This is a genomic window from Vibrio sp. Vb0888, from assembly GCF_033338835.1.
GTDB classification, from domain to species: Bacteria; Pseudomonadota; Gammaproteobacteria; order Enterobacterales; family Vibrionaceae; genus Vibrio; species Vibrio alginolyticus.
Window position 1 is genome coordinate 17,715 of sequence record NZ_JAWOTL010000009.1, and the last position, 16,730, is coordinate 34,444.

Below are 16,730 nucleotides of genomic sequence, written 5' to 3' on the forward strand. Positions count from 1 at the left end.
CCTTTGTTATTTATATGGGCTATAAATAAACTTATTCACATTCATCATCGTTCTATAAATATGAGACGCATAGGTCGATGCGTCAATTTTTTAACAATGGAATTTATACTGAAAATGATAGTGGCGGGATTGCTGTTATCTCAGTTTAAGCTCCGTTACATTGTGAAAAATTCTATGACTGAGTCTGCAAAAGATATTAATTCGATCTACTCTTCTTATAACTTAACTCAATACACGTATATTGAAACAACAGAAAACGAGTCTTACGTACAAGTTAAAAATAAGTGGCAAGTCTTCAAAGCCAACGGTGCTCGTAATGTTCTATCTTTGGTACGTAATACGCAGAAAAATTCAGAAACGGAAGCGATATGAAGCGCCTTCTATTTGTTAGTTTAAAAGGCGGCTGTGGCTCAACGACCGTCGCTGCGAATTTGGCACAAGCGTTAGTTAAGATAAATAAACAGGTACTGGCCATTGAGGTGGTGCCTAATAGTTTACTGCAAGCTCATCTTGGCTTGCCGAGGGAAGAGCAAGGAGGCTGGGCGAAACAACTTCTTTTAGATAAGCCTTGGACCCAGGCTGGTTATGAAAGCCCACAAGGTGCACTTTTTTTACCGTTTGGCCATCTGAATTCTGAGCAGTTAAAAGCGTTTTTTAATGAGCGTTCTCACTATCTATCAATGCTAGGTGAAATGACGTTGCAAGTGAGCGAAAACCGTGGTGAGCAGTGGCTGCTTTTTCACGCCGACTTAGCAGAGCTTACTGATCCTGAAGTGCGATCTTTTGTCGACTCAATGGATATGATTGTGGTGGTGGTAACGGCAGACGCCCTGAGTTATCTCACTCTTCAATCTTGGCTACAACATGAAGAGCTATCGAGATTGCTTCGCTCTGATAAATTACGTTTTTTGGTGAATAAATATCAGCCAGAAACCGAAATTGGTCGTGATTTCATGTTGGTGCTGAAAAAGGAACTTAGCGAATCCTTGATTCCTGTTTCGATTCATCGAGATACGGCATTGCTTGAATGTGTGGCAAACCTGACGACCGTTCAACACTATTCGCCATCGAGCCAAGCCGCAAAAGATTTTCAGTCTTTTGCTTTTTGGTGTGTATCAGCGTTATCAAGCGCTCAGGACCAAAGCTAATTTATGCGAAGTCTTAATCTGATTTTCCAACGTTGGGTAGTGGACCAATTCAGACTGCAGAAGAACGCTTACGAGCAAGCCTGGAATTGTAAAACAAACTGGGTTGGTGAGTGTGCTTTGTCTTTTTGGTTTTCATTGAGTTTTGTATTTTTAAAGCCGGTTATTTCGGGTGTTCCCTCATGGAAACTGCCTTTGGTTTACTATCCAAACGTTAATTTTGCTGCGCCAAGATGGTTTGATCCTGTACGTTTTATTATCCAAAGCGTGTGGTTGCTTTGCTTCAGGCAAAACGTAAATGTAAATACAGCATGGTCCAAAAAAACCAGCAGCTTAGCGATGACTTTAGCCGAGCAAATTCGCAATGCGTTCTACTTGCCATTTGAATTGGTTGCAAAAGGCGTCCGCTGGTTAGAACAGACAGCGAACAACATCAAAGATCCACAAGTTCGAGAGCGTATTAAAGCAAGTAAGTCAGCGATGGCGTTGAACTACACCTTGTTGTTTTTCGTGGTGTTAATCGCTTTGCTTTGTTTTACGGTGCCATTTGGTTATCAGGCTCAGACTGTCTTTGTGCTGTTACTCTGGGCATTAGCGATGATGGTCCGTCGCATGCCGGGTCGTTTTCCTACCATGCTTTTGATCATCTTGTCGGTTACGGCCTCATGTCGATACTTGTGGTGGCGTTATTCGTCTACCCTGAACTGGGACGATCCTGTTGCTTTGTTTCTAGGGGGCGTTTTACTTCTAGCTGAGACGTATTCTTGGATTGTGCTGATGCTTGGCTATTTCCAAAATATCTGGCCATTGAATCGCAAACCAGTATCGATGCCACCGGATCAGTCAACTTGGCCAACCATTGACTTGATGATCCCTACTTACAACGAAGATCTCGATGTTGTGAAAGCGACGGTTTATGCCTCGTTAGGTGTCGATTGGCCGAAAGACAAACTTAACATCCACATTCTGGATGACGGCAAGCGTGATAGCTTCCGAGATTTCGCCAAAAGTGTAGGGGTGAACTACATCCGCCGCCCAACGAATGAACATGCGAAAGCCGGTAACATTAACTATGCGTTGAAGCAGACCAGCGGTGAGTTTGTTGCGATTTTTGACTGTGACCATATTCCTACACGAGCATTTTTTCAGCTCACAATGGGGATGTTCCTGAAAGATCCAAAGTTGGCGCTTATTCAGACGCCGCACCATTTTTTCTCACCGGATCCTTTTGAGCGTAACTTATCGAACTTTCGTAACGTGCCAAACGAAGGCAACTTGTTTTACGGCCTGATTCAAGATGGTAACGACTTATGGGATGCGACTTTCTTCTGTGGCTCGTGCGCTATTTTACGTCGAGAGCCTTTAGAGGAAGTCGGTGGTATTGCAGTCGAAACCGTGACGGAAGATGCGCACACGTCTCTGCGCATGTACCGTTTAGGCTATCGTTCTGCATATCTTAAGCAGCCGATTTCTGCTGGTTTGGCGACAGAAACATTGTCTGCACACGTTGGGCAACGCATTCGTTGGGCTCGCGGGATGGCGCAGATATTTAGGGTCGATAATCCATTGACTGGAAAGGGGCTTAAGCTCTCTCAACGGCTTTGTTACGTCAATGCCATGCTGCACTTTCTATCTGGTATCCCGAGGATTGTATTCCTGATCGCACCCTTGGCTTATTTGTTGCTGCATTCCTACGTGATTTATGCGCCAGCGCTGGCGATCATTTTGTACGTATTACCCCACATGATTCACGCCAGCATGACCAACTCTCGTATGCAGGGTGACTACCGTTATTCGTTTTGGGGTGAGGTATACGAAACCGTGCTTGCTTGGTATATCGCAAGGCCAACAACGGTGGCTTTGTTTGCGCCCCATAAAGGGACATTCAACGTAACGGCAAAAGGCGGTTTGGTTGAAAAGTCTCACTACGATTGGGTGATCTCTCGACCATATTTGGTTTTGGTTGCACTCAACATTTTGGGCTTCGCTGTAGGGATTTACCGAATGGGGTGGGGGCCTCAAAATGAAATCGGTACAGTTATCGTGAATCTCGTATGGACGATGTACAACCTGTTGATTTTAGGTGCTGCCGTTGCGGTTGCAGTAGAAGCTAAACAAGTGCGAAAAGATCACCGAGTAGAGGTGGCGATTCCTGTCGCGGTTAGGCTTAATTCTGGGCATTTAATACAAGCGCAGATGAAGGATTTCTCTTTGGGGGGCGTGCGCATAGAAATTGACGGGGTCGATGAACCAACCTGTGCTTACTTACTCGGTCAAACCTTAGAAGTGATCCTCAATCGAGGTGGCCAAGAATTCGTGTTCCCTATGACGGTTGCCTATGCTCATAAGGGGATATTTGGTTTACAACTCAACGAATTGTCTCATCAACAACAAATCCAATACGTCCAATGTACATTTGCACGTGCAGATACATGGGCGAAATGGCAACAAGGTTATCAATCAGATAAACCTCTATCGAGTATGCAGGCTGTACTGCAAGTCGGCTTTAATGGATACAAACGCTTGCTGCAACATTGTCCTAAGTTTGTTCAGGTCAGTGTGGATGCACTTTTATTTTGTATCGAATTTATTTGGTCACTAAGACCTCGTTATGTCCCAATCAGGACCTCAAGTCATGCTAAATAATAAAAAACTAACAGCGTTGACAACGGCTATCACTCTCATGTGTATGTCGTGCAGTCTCGCGGCACAAGAAGTAAGTCAGCAACAAGCAACGCCTTTGGCACAGCAAGATGCTGAAGATTCGACCGTGTTTAAGCGCGTCATCCCATTTAGTCAATTAGGTTACAGTGGTTCAATTGCTATCCAAGGTAGTGAGGCCAGTGCTTATATTGGTTTCGGTTCGCGACTCGATGAGGTGGTATCTAAAGCAACGTTGCACTTTGATATCACACCTTCGCCAGCGTTGCTCTCTTTGGTTTCTCACGTCAAAGTGTATTTGAACAACGAACTTATGGGAGTAGCGTCAATCGTCGATGGCCAGCAAGGCAAAAAGTTGAGCTTATCTATGCCGCTGGACACTCGTTACTTTAGTAATTACAACCAAATTCGCTTTGAGTTAATAGGGAATACTCAGAAAGACTGTGCTAACCCCAATGACTCGAGCATTTGGGCTGAGATTAGCCAAAGTAGTCGAATTGAGATGCTTGCTCAAAAGACAGTGCTGGAAAGTGACTTGAGTTTGTTACCGGCTCCTTTTTTTGATGTCCGTGATTTCAGCCAGTTAAATCTGCCTGTCGTGATGGGTAGCAAATACGATTTAGATGATGTCAAGGCTGCCGGTGTCTTGAGCTCTTACTTTGGTGCTCTTGCGGGTTGGCGTGGTGCTCAATTCCCTTTTAGTGTCGACACGTTACCTAAGCGCAACGCCATTGTCTTTGTTACCAATGACAACAAACCTGAGTTTCTGAGAGATTTTCCAGACACGGATGGCCCTCGTCTTCAAGTCATCACTCATCCAACAGACCCGTACGTGAAGCTTCTTCTAGTGATAGGCCGTGACAGTAAGGATCTTAACATTGCGGTGCAAGGTTTGGCGTTGGGAAACCAACTTCTTACTGGACCAATCGCGAAGATTAATGAAGTCAAACAAATCAAACCACGAGTCCCGTACGATGCGCCAAACTGGGTGAGTACGGCTCGTCCTGTTGCATTGTCTGAGTTAGTCGAACAAAAAAGCATGCTGCAAGTGGAAGGCCGAACGCCTCCACCAATCAACGTAAGTTTGCGTTTACCACCCGATCTCTTTACTTGGCAAAGCCGTGGTATACCGATGGATCTTAACTATCGTTATTCACCGCCTGCTGCGGATCATTCCGGCTCTCGTCTGACTTTGAGTATTAATGACCAATTCATTGAGGCGTTCAACCTAACCACAAAAGGTCAAGGTGGAGAATCTAACCGTATACGTGTTCCTTTGTTAGATGATGGCATTCTAAGTGGTGATACGTTTGTTCGCATTCCGGCTTTTAAGGTGGGTAGTCAAAACCGAATCGAGTTTGAGTTTGGTTTTGCGTCGGTGACTGATGGGCAATGTCAGGTGACGCAGCCAAGTAAGCAATACGCGGTCATTGATGGTGACTCTACGGTTGATTTTAGTGGTTTCCCTCACTACATCGAAATGCCAAATATGCGCGCTTTTGCTACTTCTGGCTTCCCTTACACACGCATGGCCGATTTGTCAGAAACTGCGATTGTTGTTCCAGAGAGAGCTCCAAAAGAAGTGTTGCAGACCTTCTTAAACGTCATGGGCTCGTTAGGAAGTGATTCTGGGTACCCAGGTATTCAGGTGCTTTTGACAGATAAATGGAATGCTGAGCAACTAAAAAATAAAGACATCCTGACGATTGGTGTTGTGGATGCACTAGAACAAGCCGCTAATAACCCTGACCAAGTTAACTTAGTGGTTAAAGAAGGTCAGAGACAAATTCGCCTGCCAAGCAAAAATGAAAAGCAGCTCGGAATGAACTGGATGAGTCCAAGTGATGCTCGTCAAGTGGCCGCGGATTATGTTTCTGTTGAGGCAGAAGGCTCTTTTGCTGCTATTTATGGTGCAGAATCGCCATTTACGAAAAAACGCAGCGTCATTTCTATTATGGCGGCTCACCCGTCAGATTTTGCGTCGGTTGATCGCGCGTTGGCTGACTCCGGTAAAGTGGAGCGCATGTTTGGCTCGGTAGTGACGTTGAGAAATAACGAAGTAGCAAGCTACAACGTGGGTTCGCACTACTATGTCGGTAAGCTTCCTGTGTGGCAGCTCGTTTGGTATCACTTCTCTAATCACCCAGTCATCGTTGCGTGCTTTGCCGCCTTGCTAGTGGTGATCGTAACCATTGTGCTTTGGCGCGTATTACGTCAAGTGGCGTCTAGACGTTTAGAAAAAACTGAGGAAGAGGAATAATGAAAAAACTCATCTCGTTCCTTATGTTGTTCGTGTCTCCTTACTTGTGGGCTAACACCTGCGAGTGGCCACAATGGGAAACATTTAAGTCGGTATACATGGAGCAAGGCCGAGTCGTTGATGGCAGTGACGAGCGTATGATTACAACCTCGGAAGGCCAATCTTACGCATTGTTTTTTGCCTTGGTTGCCAATGACCCTAAAACCTTCGATCAGGTTTTAAAATGGACTCAATCACATTTAGCTGATGGGGACTTGACGGCAAGGCTTCCCGCTTGGTTGTGGGGAAGAAAAGAAAATGGTCAGTTCGGAGTGTTGGATTCTAACCCAGCGTCAGATTCTGATTTGTGGATAGCTTACTCCCTTGTTGAGGCGGGGAGATTATGGAATAACTACTACTATCAGACCCTTGGACATCTGATCGCGAGTCGTATTTTACGTGAAGAAACCATCAACATAGCGGGAGTTGGAACGGTATTGTTGCCAGCTCCAACGGGCTTTGATGCCGACGGCCAGTACCGTGTGAATCCGAGTTATGTTCCGTTACAACTGATTGCTCGTATGCAGTCGCTGTACCCGCAATACAACTGGGATTCAATGTACAAGGCAAGTGTTCACATGCTAGAGAAAACGATGCCAGCTGGCTTTAGCCCAGACTGGGCAGCATTGAGAAATGGTCGTTATAGCTCAGATGTGGTTACAGGGCCGATGGGCAGTTACAACGCGATCCGCACTTATCTTTGGGCGGGTATGCTAAATGACCAAGTTTCAGAAAAAGCAGTATTAGTACAAAAAATGCAGCCGTTTGTCGCGGCAACCAAAGCCCTTGGTGCGCCAGCGAGAGAAGTAAATACTGAAACGGGTAAATATACCCAAGCAGGAAGCGCAGGTTTTTCTGCTGCGGCTCTTCCGTTACTCGCGGCTTCTGGTGAATCTACGCTGTTGGAGACGCAGTTTCGTCGTGCTCAAAATGAACTTGTGGTGGACAAAAACGATCATTATTACGACAACGTATTAAGTCTATTTGGGCTTGGTTGGCATGAAGAACGTTACCGTTTTGGTGTGCAAGGTGAATTGCTTCCTGTATGGAGCGAGAGATGTCAGTAACAGGACGCGTGTTATGGTGGATTCCACTGGTTGCTTTGGCGGCTGGTGGCGTCGGCACTGTGCATGCAGAAAGCTTTAGCTCAAAACCTCTGACAAAGTCGCAGCTCGCACAGGTCTACAAGCCTATCGAGCTGGTTCAATTTTCCACATCATTAGCACGAGTTGACTCGGTTGAGTGGTTGGTTGAGCAGCTAAAACTGGCGGATGCGATTGGCCGAGATGATATTGTCGAGAGTACTCTGGAGAGGCTGTTCGCGATTGAAGAAAGCAATCCAACGGGGCTTTTCTATCAAGCGAATATGTATCTGAAACGTAAGCAGCCAGAATTAGCAAAACCGGTATTTGAGCGCTTAATCAGACAGGCGCCTCATTCGACTCAAGCGAAAAACTTGTCATCGATTATGGCTATTCAGGGAGAGAAAAGAGCGGATTATCAGCGCGCTCAGTTGCTTGCAAAATCTGGTCGTTACGATGAAGCGATTCAAGCTTACAAAGCCCTTTTCCCAAATGGAATGCCATCACCAGCGTTACAACTGGAATTCCTACAGTTGCAAAGTAACTTGCCAGGCAGTTGGAGCTCGGTAAAACAGGGACTGGAACGTTTAAATGCAAATTATCCTAGTGTTCCGTCTTTTCAACTCGCGTTAGCCAACCACATTCGCAAAGATAATCCTGCCGATCCATGGATTCTCGATACCTATAAAAAGTTAGCGCTTGCTCCTTCGGTTGGAACAAATGCGGCAACGTCGTGGTTGCGTGCATTGGATCAATTGCCTATTTCAGATCAAGTTGTTCAGCAATATGCCATCTTAGCTAGCTACTACCCGTCTGACATGGAGATACAAAGAGCGAATCAAAGCGCGAAAGATCGCTGGAAAAAGGAAAAGGAACTACGCAAAGACCCCACTTATCTCGCCAAGCTCAAAGGGTTAGCGTTGCTCGAGGAAGATAAAACCGACCAAGCAGAAGCTCAGCTGCGTTATGCGTTGACGACTCGTCCGCAAGATCCTGAATTGCTTGGTGCTATGGGTAAGGTTTATCTACGTAGAGGGCAGCAACAAAAAGCGCTCGGATACTTTAAACAGGCTCAGCACTTAGATCATAATCCTGACTCGGCCTCAAAATGGGCAGCGCTAATCGAGACTTCTCAATATTGGGCGTATCTTGATCAAGGTGATGCCTTGGTCGAAAAAGGCCAGTTTAAGCAAGCAGAAAGCGCTTATCAAAAAGCGATTCAAGTAGATAAATCCCAACCTTATGCTTATTCATCATTAGGCTCTTTGTATCTGGTACAAGAAAATTATGCCGCGGCAGAGAAGGTTTTCAAACAAGCTTTGCAACTGGATAGCAGCAATAGCTCTGCATTGCGTGGTCGCTTAGATGTTCGTATTCAGCAGCAAGATTGGTCTGGCGCGGAAGCACTCGCGTGCAGTTACTCAGCCCCACAGCAGAAAGTGGTCGCTGAAAAAATAGCGAGCATCAAGTCGGAAGTTATTTTGACTCGTCTGCGGATCGCAATCGCTCAAAATGATCAGGCAACGATGAAAGCGTCCGTAGAGGAATTGATTGCGCTACAGCCAACCTCCCCATGGTTAAGGCTTGATATTGCTGATGTTATTCATTCAATGGGCGACAAAGTACGCGCGGATACGCTGATGTCCGATTGGGCTACATCTAGTAGTGACCCTGAAATGAAATTTGCTTACGCGCTTTATCTCGCGAAGGACTTCAACGTGAATGAGGCCATCGCTGAGCTAGAGAGTATCGCACAACATGACATGACAGACGCAATGCAGCGCAATTTAACCCGCTTGAAGCTTGATGCTCAGTTGAGAGACATTCAAACGCGTTACTTAGCTTCTCCCGAATCAGTAATGGCGACATTACGTGCGCTAGAGTCGGATTATCAAGGTCAAATTCAACCGCTCGCTCGTCTAGTGAGTGCGTGGTTAGACATTGATGAAGTTAAGGAAGCTGAGAGGATTTTCCAAAACATTTCGCTTTCAGAAGATTGGTCAACCGATGACAAACTGGCTTACGGCAGCATGATGGTAAGCTTGAATCACTTTGAATATTTTGATCGTTGGTACGCGGACTTAGCATTAAATTCCGCAACACAAGATTTAAGTGCTTCGGAAGCATTACAGCTTGATGAACTCAAAACCCGTCGACTGTTGAGTCAAGCGGATCTGATGCTGGTTAATCAACAGCCTAAGCTTGCGTTGGATTTGTATGAACAAGTTTCTTTAAAGCCTGAGCCATTTAAAACTCAAGCAGAAATTGGCATGTTGCAAGCTAGTGCTTTGACTGGATATGAAGCGACGTATCACGACATGCACCTCATTTTGAATAAAAAGCGCGATAGCTTAACTGCGGCACAGTTGATGACAGTGGCCGCGGTGTTTAATCAACAAGGCTATCGAAATGACGCTAATGCGCTAAATCAGTTGTTGGATGCGATGCCTGATGCCGACGCATTAGCATTTCGCAATAGCATGTCTATAGCAATGGAAAATCAACAGTGGGCGTTAGCTGAAACACGCGCCTATCAAGCCTTAAATCGTGACCGAATGGATAAAAATCGTGAACCTGAAGAGGCGAAAAAAGAACCCCTAAGCTTACGCGAGCTATATGATACTGCTGACGACTACTGGTTGACTCGTAACGTCAAATCGGACATCGATAAACTGCATGATCGGAGTGATGGGCATGTCATGATTGGCTGGGATTACAGTGCACGAGATGGCCGTAATACTTCGAATCAAGTGCCCATAGAAGCCCGAATCCCGATAGAGAGCTGGGATGGGCACCTGTTGCTAAAAGCCGATTATGTTTCTATCGATTCAGGTCAGTTGGACTATTATGAAAAAACCACCGATTCTGACAGCACTTCGTTCCAAAATGACGCATCAGGTATGGCATTTGGAGTGGGCTGGCAGGCTGAAGATTGGTTGGTCGATATCGGCACGACACCAATTGGTTTCGACCATACCACATGGGTTGGTGGTGTGCGCATCAATGGGGACCTGGGTGAGTTCGGTTGGACGGCAGAAGCTTCGCGTCGCCCAGAGACCAGTAGCGCGCTTTCTTATGCTGGAATGTCTGTCCCTAGCGGCACGACTGACCCTCAAGGGACTAAATGGGGCGGAGTTGCTCGTACTGGTGTGAAGTTGAGCTCAAGTTGGGACATTGGTGGCCCTTACGGTTTTTGGAGTAGCTTGCAGTATCATGTTTTGACTGGTGAAAAGGTTGAGGACAACACTCGTTTAGGCGTGCTAGGTGGAGCTTACTACAAGTTAATTGCAACGGATGACCAGCGTTTAAGTATAGGTACGAACTTAATGTACCTTGATTACGACAAAAATCTGGGTGAGTACACGCTAGGTCACGGTGGCTACTACAGCCCGCAAAGTTACTTCTCGGTGTCTTTACCTATCAACTTTTATGGCCGATACAACAGTTCTTGGTCATATCAATTGAGTGCATCCGTCTCTAACTCTTGGACTAAGGAAGACGCGCCATACTTATCGACAGTAGCGGAGTCAGACAAAGGTGGTGGTTTTGGTACGTCGTTGCAAGCGGCGGTGGAAAAGCGAGTCAGCAAACGTTGGTATCTTGGTGCGTTAGTCGATGTACAACGTTCTGAGTTTTATACACCAAACCATTTCATGCTTTATGCCAAGTACACCTTTAATGATCGTTGGCAACCAATAGAGTATCCGCCAGCAGCACCAACGCTGTATAGCGACTTCTAACAAAAAACAAAGGCCGGAAGTCCCGGCCTTTGTTGTCTTATTCCTAGAAGAATGCGACGCTTAGTACAAAATTGAGTAAAGCTGGCGACGATATTTGCTTGCTAATGCGTTACCTTGACCTAGCGCACTGAGAATATCCATAAAAGTCTTCTTCACGTCACCGTCTTGGGCGCCCAAGTCTTTTTTAAGAATATTCCACAGCAGTTCCAACGCTTCTTCATCCCGAGCAACTTGGTTGTATTGTACCGCCAATTCACAAGCGAGTTCGAAGTTTGCCATGTCTGCTGCGTATGCTTGTTCTAGTCGCTGTAACTCAGGGCTATCTGCAGCCTGCAAATGCAGCTCGAGCTTGGCTATTAGGCTCTTGTAGTAGTTATCTTGATACTCGAGAGGGATAGCGTTCAGTAGTTCTTGGGCAATATCAAATTGTTTGGTTTCTAGCAAACAATCAGCCATCGCGAGTTTCACATCACCACGCTCTTGCAGCTCTGGCGGCAAAGTGTGGATGATGCTCAAAGCCTGAGCATGCTCACCTTGCTGAAGAAGTTCACTGACTTGTTTTAATAGTTGTTCATCTGGGCTTGGCAAATGCTTTTGTAGCATGGTAGCAATGGCATCAATTGGCTGGGGGCCTCCCAGACCATCGACGGCTTGACCATTTATAAACAGCGCGATAGTTGGCAATACTTGCACGCCAAATTGAGACGCTAAAGCGGGCTGATCTTCACAATTTAGTAGAGCAAGCGTAAATGCACCGTTGTACTGTTGAGCAAGAGATTGCAACTCAGGGAGTATCTGTGCGCTTTCTGGCTGAGCGTTGGCCCAAAAGTGGATCAAAACGGGCGTGTTCATTGATCCTTCAAGCGTTTCGCGAAAGTTCTGTTCTGTTATCTCAACGATAAATGGGGATTGCATCAGAGTATCCTTGCCTTGTGTCTTGTCGTTGATATTAGATATGGAGTTGATTTAGGTGAAATTCAAGCGACATTCACCATCAATAATGAATCATTCTATTTTGAGAAAACGTGGGATAATAGAGTGAGGTTATTGCTGCTCAGGTGTTAGATAAAAAGAAAACGCTGCCGAAGCAGCGCAATTCTAATGCTATTTGTTAGTGCGGTATCAAAATAGGATGAACATGGTCAACACTACACCCACACTAAGCCAGTTAAGCTGATTTAATGTCATTGTTGCCTCGCAGTAGTATAAACATTGCTACAAAACGGAATGGGTGGCGATACCAAATCTAAGCAACTCAATCACTTTGGGCGAAAGAATCCCCGCTGAATTGCGTAGAAATTGATTCGTTTAGTTGAGGTTTTTTTAACCTACATGTTCATAATGACATCACATTGTTACGATGAAATTACATTTCGACAAAACTTTTTTATGCAGCCTGTCGCAAAATTTTATCAAGTGCACGGGTTGGTAATAGTCTTTTCAAGACTGCGAATAATTTAGTCGGTGTAGTAATTCGATAACGAATTTTCGGTGAAACGCTAGTTAATGCATGAAGAACTGGTGCGATGCAAGACTCTGCAGGTAAAACAAATCGATTATTAGACTTGTCGTTGTTGAGTCGCTCTCTTTGTCCTTCATAAGCATGACGATGGGGGCTAGATTCAATATCAACCCACTTCTCAAAGGCTCGTAATGCATTGTTTCTAAATTGAGTTTCGATCGGTCCTGGTTCTATCAATACCACTTTGATATTCGTATCCGCAAGCTCTAGCCTGAGCGTATCTGTCCAGCCTTCTAAGGCAAATTTTGATGCATTATAGGCACCACGGTATTTCATTGCGGCAAAACCAAGAACAGAGCTGTTTTGTATGATGCGTCCTTCGCCTTGCTGGCGCATATGAGGAAGTACCTCTCTGACCAACTGGTGCCAACCAAAAAAGTTGGTCTGAAATTGATCTTGAAGAGCCTCGGTGGGTAAGTCTTCCAGTGCTCCGGGCTGACCATAGGCACCATTATTGAACACTGCGTAAAGCTTACCTTCTGCTAACTCTAGCGCTTGCTTCACGCCCGAAGAAATGCTTTCTGGGCTATTTAGGTCTAGATTGATGCAGGTTAGCCCTTCATTAATTAGGCGCTGGACATCTTGTTCTTTCCTACAAGATGCAATGACATTAAATCCCTTGTTTTGTAGGGCGTGAGCGCACACGTAACCGATGCCGGTTGAACAACCCGTAATAAGAATCGACTTTTTCATAATTTAATTTAAGACTCAGAAACCTTGATTAGAGCCATCATTCATCAGCTCCGGTCATGAAGCAAGTGCTTGAGTGCTGGCTCTATTCTGGAGTAGCTAAATTTAAAGCCCAGTTCGGTGAGTTTTTTGGGTTTGGCTCTCATGCTATCAAACAATAAGCAGGAAGATTCTCCCATTAGGAGTTCCATCGCCCATTTAGGCGTGAACAAGATATGCGGACGTTTTAGCGTTTTAGCTAGTGTGCCGCTGAATATACGATTAGTCACAGGATGGGGGGCGCACATATTGAATGCACCGTGGGCATGTGGTGTTTCAAGCAAGTACATGATGGCGCGGACCATATCTAGGATGTGAATCCAAGGCATGTACTGATTACCGTTCCCGAGTGGGCCGCCTACGCCAAGCTTGTAAGGTAATAGCATTTTTGCCAACGCACCACCATTAAGGCCGAGTACCACGCCAGTTCTCAGTAGACAAACCCGTGTTTGTTCCGACTCTGCGCGCTTGGCTATTTGCTCCCACTTTGCACAAACCTCGTGAGGAAAGTCGTCGCTATTAACATGTAAGCACTCATCAAACGGATGGTCTTGTTGATCACCATAGTAGCCAACTGCCGAGCCACTAATAAAAACAGAGGGAGGTTCGGTACTTGCGTGGATCAGCTCAACAATTTGCTCGGTAATTTTCCAACGACTTTTGCAGATTTTTTCTTTTTGCTCGCTGGTCCACCTTTTATCCGCAATTGGCTCACCTGCAAGATTAATGACGGCATCAACGTGATTGAGATCGGCGAACGACTCGAGCGAGTCAAGGTATTCGATATTACCCAGATCAGCATGCTGTAGGCGTTGTTTTGCTCGCTCTGGAGAGCGTGTAAGTAGTATAACCTGGTGAGTTGATAGCAGCTTGAGCAACTCCGAGCCAATAAACCCAGTGCCACCTGTGAGTAATATCTTCATGTTATCTCTTTGAATGTACACGTATTAGAACATTATAGTCGTTTTGTGCTTAGCTTGATCATCTCAACACCATTATTTCTGGGATAGTGACAAGCTGGCAGAGATACTATTAACTTCACATATTAGAAAATATGTAACTAAATGTTATAGATGGCGCTAGTGCATTCACGGTAGAAGAGTGAAATCTATGCCAGACTAGAAGTTATCGCTCATTGGAACGAGCGTAATCAGTTTGCACAATCAAGGAGGATAGGCATGGAAGCATTTGTTGCGCTTTTTCGAGCGCTCCTCAATAGTGCTCGTGACTTATTACCCATCATCATTGTTATCACTTTTTTCCAATTAGTCGTTTTGCAAGAGCCGCTGCCCAACCTGGTCTCCATTCTTTTTGGCTTGTTGCTTGTCGTTTTAGGATTAACCTTTTTTATCTTTGGCCTAGAACTTGGTCTTTTTCCTATCGGAGAGAGTATGGCTCAAGCCTTTGCAAAAAAAGGCAGCGTGTTTTGGTTATTAGTCTTTGCGTTTTGTTTGGGGTTTGGCACCACGATAGCTGAACCTGCATTAACCGCGGTAGCGGAAGAAGCCTCAGAAGTTGCGGCTGAGGGCGGAATGATCGCTAACTCAGAGCAGTCCATGCAGGATTACGGAGAAGGACTTCGAGTAACAGTAGCTCTCTCTGTGGGGATAGCCATCGTTATCGGTGTTTTGCGTATCTTAAAAGGGTGGCCGATTCATTACATGATCATTGGTGGCTATGTAGGCGTTGTAATACTGACGTGGTTTGCACCTGAAGCCATTATTGGCGTCGCTTACGATTCCGGAGGTGTAACCACGTCCACCATAACAGTACCTTTGGTCACTGCTCTGGGCGTCGGTTTAGCGTCTTCTATTAAAGGGCGTAACCCTATGGTGGATGGCTTTGGTTTAATCGCTTTTGCCTCGCTGTTACCGATGATGTTTGTGATGGTTTACGGAATGGTCGTAACATGATTTCAATTGATCATTTCCTAGACACTTTGTTATCGACCGTTCGAGACGTCGTTCCCATCGCCAGCATTATTTTTGGTTTTCAGTTAGCGGTGTTAAGGCGTCCTGTTAGCAACCTTAAGAAAGTTTTGCTTGGGTTCGTTTATGTGATTTTCGGGTTAGCTCTTTTTTTACTTGGATTAGAAATGGCGTTGTTTCCACTTGGGGAGACGATGGCTGTGCAATTAACGGCGCCGGAGTTTTTACAAGAGTTCAAAGTATCGGTAGGGAAAGCCTTAATGTGGGTCGACTATTATTGGGTTTACACCTTCGCCTTTTTTATAGGCTTTAGTACCACGATTGCAGAGCCTTCTTTAATCGCTGTAGCGATAAAAGCAAACCAAGTCTCTGGAGGCAGTATCAGTATTAACGGCTTGCGCGTAGCCGTTGCGTTTGGGGTGGCAATTGGTATTGCATTAGGGAGTTACCGGATTGTCGTGGGCGATCCCATTCATTATTACATCATCGCGGGTTACATCGTCGTTGTGATTCAAACGTTTTACGCTCCTAAGCTTATTGTTCCACTCGCCTACGATTCTGGAGGCGTAACAACTTCTACCGTCACTGTCCCACTTGTAACTGCATTAGGGTTAGGGCTTGCTTCGACCGTCCCTGGAAGAAACCCAATGATTGATGGCTTTGGCTTGATCGCGTTTGCCAGTCTATTTCCTATGATCTCTGTGATGGGCTATGCGCAAATAACCCAGTGGCTGAATAAAAACGTCTCGGAGGAAGAAGAAAATGCGCTTTAAATTGATACTTGCGTTTGTTGAAGACAGCAAAACAGACAAGGTGTTGGACGCTGCACGCGATGCTGGTGCGACCGGTGCTACGGTGATTAACAATGCTCGCGGACAAGGTTTAAATCAAAAGCGAACGTTTTTTGGTTTAACGCTAGAAGTGCAAAAAGATGTGCTGCTGTTTGTGGTCGAGGAACATCTCTCTCGACACATATTAGAAACCATTAATGAGGTTGGTGAATTCGACAGAGAGTCGGGGCAGGGCATTGCTATTCAGATCGATATTGAAGATGCAGTCGGTGTCGCGCATCAAGTAGAAACGTTGACCAAAGTGGTTGAGGATGAATTATGAGTGATCAAACGATAATTAGAGTTCGAGATGTAATGGCGGCTACTTATGTCATGGTTGATGGGCTAATGACAGTTTATGAAGGCATAACGCTAGCGAAAAAATACCAAGTCAAAGCACTGGTGGTGAAAAAGCGAGATGATAATGATGAATATGGCATCGTGTTGATGAATGATATCGCCAAAAAGGTGCTGGCGAATAATCGTTCTCCTCAGCGCACAAATATTTATGAAATCATGACCAAGCCCGCTTTGTGTGTCGAACCAGATATGAACGTAAAATATTGTGCACGTTTGTTTGAGCGATTTGGCATAAGCAGAGCGCCGGTCATTGAAAGTGGCGAGGTCATTGGGATGGTGAGTTATAACAATATTGTCATCAATGGTATGGTGCGAGAAGAAGTGTAATAGGTTGATATAAATGAAAAATCAACGAATTTTTTCTCAAGTCAGCGACTGTTACAAAGAACTAAAATATTTAATATATGTTAGGTTGCATATGTGTTAATTCACCA

General features: G+C 45.3%; 13 protein-coding genes. 10 read left to right on the top strand and 3 right to left on the bottom strand.

Annotation, left to right across the window (positions count from 1 at the left end):
• Positions 1-174 precede the first annotated feature (174 nt).
• From R7P72_RS13945 to R7P72_RS13970, 6 genes are read left to right on the top strand one after another with little or no spacing between them, the layout of a single operon-like run.
• Complete coding sequence (locus R7P72_RS13945) at positions 175-372, top strand: hypothetical protein (protein ID WP_021034149.1); 198 nt, start codon at positions 175-177, stop codon at positions 370-372.
• Positions 369-1,148 carry a cellulose biosynthesis protein BcsQ gene (bcsQ, locus tag R7P72_RS13950; RefSeq protein ID WP_005382068.1) on the top strand — a complete coding sequence of 260 codons (780 nt, stop codon included), beginning with the start codon at positions 369-371 and terminating at the stop codon, positions 1,146-1,148. Before R7P72_RS13945 ends, bcsQ begins: the two co-directional genes overlap by 4 nt.
• 3 nt (positions 1,149-1,151) lie before the next feature.
• Positions 1,152-3,791: a UDP-forming cellulose synthase catalytic subunit gene (gene bcsA, locus R7P72_RS13955; RefSeq protein WP_318110631.1), complete on the top strand. Its 2,640-nt coding sequence runs from the start codon at positions 1,152-1,154 to the stop codon at positions 3,789-3,791.
• Entirely contained in the window at positions 3,781-6,066 is a 2,286-nt protein-coding gene (gene bcsB / locus R7P72_RS13960; RefSeq protein ID WP_132936490.1) for a cellulose biosynthesis cyclic di-GMP-binding regulatory protein BcsB, read from the top strand. Before bcsA ends, bcsB begins: the two co-directional genes overlap by 11 nt.
• Positions 6,066-7,172 carry a cellulose synthase complex periplasmic endoglucanase BcsZ gene (gene bcsZ / locus R7P72_RS13965; protein WP_132936491.1) on the top strand — a complete coding sequence of 369 codons (1,107 nt, stop codon included), beginning with the start codon at positions 6,066-6,068 and terminating at the stop codon, positions 7,170-7,172. The genes bcsB and bcsZ overlap by 1 nt, the downstream gene beginning before the upstream one ends.
• Positions 7,163-10,927 (top strand): cellulose synthase subunit BcsC-related outer membrane protein, encoded by a 3,765-nt coding sequence (locus tag R7P72_RS13970; protein ID WP_213907347.1) that lies wholly within the window; start codon positions 7,163-7,165, stop codon positions 10,925-10,927. The genes bcsZ and R7P72_RS13970 overlap by 10 nt, the downstream gene beginning before the upstream one ends.
• A 60-nt stretch (positions 10,928-10,987) precedes the next feature.
• Here the strand turns inward: R7P72_RS13970 and R7P72_RS13975 are convergent, their stop codons facing one another.
• From R7P72_RS13975 to R7P72_RS13985, 3 genes are all read right to left on the bottom strand, one after another.
• The gene (locus R7P72_RS13975) at positions 10,988-11,842 is read right to left on the bottom strand and encodes a co-chaperone YbbN (RefSeq protein ID WP_005382073.1); all 855 of its coding nucleotides are present in this window, start codon (positions 11,840-11,842) and stop codon (positions 10,988-10,990) included.
• 472 nt (positions 11,843-12,314) lie between these two features.
• The gene (locus R7P72_RS13980) at positions 12,315-13,142 is read right to left on the bottom strand and encodes an SDR family oxidoreductase (RefSeq protein ID WP_005382075.1); all 828 of its coding nucleotides are present in this window, start codon (positions 13,140-13,142) and stop codon (positions 12,315-12,317) included.
• 44 nt (positions 13,143-13,186) lie between these two features.
• Complete coding sequence (locus R7P72_RS13985; RefSeq protein ID WP_213907348.1) at positions 13,187-14,101, bottom strand: TIGR01777 family oxidoreductase; 915 nt, start codon at positions 14,099-14,101, stop codon at positions 13,187-13,189.
• A gap of 255 nt (positions 14,102-14,356) precedes the next feature.
• On the opposite strand from R7P72_RS13985, the gene R7P72_RS13990 reads away from it, so the two are divergent.
• From R7P72_RS13990 to R7P72_RS14005, 4 genes are read left to right on the top strand one after another with little or no spacing between them, the layout of a single operon-like run.
• Positions 14,357-15,091 carry a DUF1538 domain-containing protein gene (locus R7P72_RS13990; RefSeq protein ID WP_005382077.1) on the top strand — a complete coding sequence of 245 codons (735 nt, stop codon included), beginning with the start codon at positions 14,357-14,359 and terminating at the stop codon, positions 15,089-15,091.
• The gene (locus R7P72_RS13995; RefSeq protein ID WP_005382078.1) at positions 15,088-15,879 is read left to right on the top strand and encodes a DUF1538 domain-containing protein; all 792 of its coding nucleotides are present in this window, start codon (positions 15,088-15,090) and stop codon (positions 15,877-15,879) included. Before R7P72_RS13990 ends, R7P72_RS13995 begins: the two co-directional genes overlap by 4 nt.
• The gene (locus tag R7P72_RS14000) at positions 15,869-16,219 is read left to right on the top strand and encodes a P-II family nitrogen regulator (protein ID WP_005382084.1); all 351 of its coding nucleotides are present in this window, start codon (positions 15,869-15,871) and stop codon (positions 16,217-16,219) included. The genes R7P72_RS13995 and R7P72_RS14000 overlap by 11 nt, the downstream gene beginning before the upstream one ends.
• Positions 16,216-16,623, top strand: coding sequence for a CBS domain-containing protein (locus R7P72_RS14005; protein WP_005382085.1), 408 nt, complete (start codon positions 16,216-16,218; stop codon positions 16,621-16,623). The genes R7P72_RS14000 and R7P72_RS14005 overlap by 4 nt, the downstream gene beginning before the upstream one ends.
• The last annotated feature ends 107 nt before the right edge of the window (positions 16,624-16,730 follow it).

What these genes read in the sequence shown, in the direction of transcription:
- bcsB (WP_132936490.1), top strand. Translation starts at nt 3,781, where the DNA reads ATGCTAAATAATAAAAAACTAACAGCGTTGACAACGGCTATCACTCTC.
- bcsQ (WP_005382068.1), top strand. Translation starts at nt 369, where the DNA reads ATGAAGCGCCTTCTATTTGTTAGTTTAAAAGGCGGCTGTGGCTCAACG.
- R7P72_RS14000 (WP_005382084.1), top strand. Translation starts at nt 15,869, where the DNA reads ATGCGCTTTAAATTGATACTTGCGTTTGTTGAAGACAGCAAAACAGAC.
- bcsA (WP_318110631.1), top strand. Translation starts at nt 1,152, where the DNA reads ATGCGAAGTCTTAATCTGATTTTCCAACGTTGGGTAGTGGACCAATTC.
- R7P72_RS13985 (WP_213907348.1), bottom strand. Translation starts at nt 14,101, where the DNA reads ATGAAGATATTACTCACAGGTGGCACTGGGTTTATTGGCTCGGAGTTG.
- R7P72_RS13970 (WP_213907347.1), top strand. Translation starts at nt 7,163, where the DNA reads ATGTCAGTAACAGGACGCGTGTTATGGTGGATTCCACTGGTTGCTTTG.
- R7P72_RS13975 (WP_005382073.1), bottom strand. Translation starts at nt 11,842, where the DNA reads ATGCAATCCCCATTTATCGTTGAGATAACAGAACAGAACTTTCGCGAA.
- bcsZ (WP_132936491.1), top strand. Translation starts at nt 6,066, where the DNA reads ATGAAAAAACTCATCTCGTTCCTTATGTTGTTCGTGTCTCCTTACTTG.
- R7P72_RS13990 (WP_005382077.1), top strand. Translation starts at nt 14,357, where the DNA reads ATGGAAGCATTTGTTGCGCTTTTTCGAGCGCTCCTCAATAGTGCTCGT.
- R7P72_RS13980 (WP_005382075.1), bottom strand. Translation starts at nt 13,142, where the DNA reads ATGAAAAAGTCGATTCTTATTACGGGTTGTTCAACCGGCATCGGTTAC.
- R7P72_RS13995 (WP_005382078.1), top strand. Translation starts at nt 15,088, where the DNA reads ATGATTTCAATTGATCATTTCCTAGACACTTTGTTATCGACCGTTCGA.
- R7P72_RS14005 (WP_005382085.1), top strand. Translation starts at nt 16,216, where the DNA reads ATGAGTGATCAAACGATAATTAGAGTTCGAGATGTAATGGCGGCTACT.
- R7P72_RS13945 (WP_021034149.1), top strand. Translation starts at nt 175, where the DNA reads ATGACTGAGTCTGCAAAAGATATTAATTCGATCTACTCTTCTTATAAC.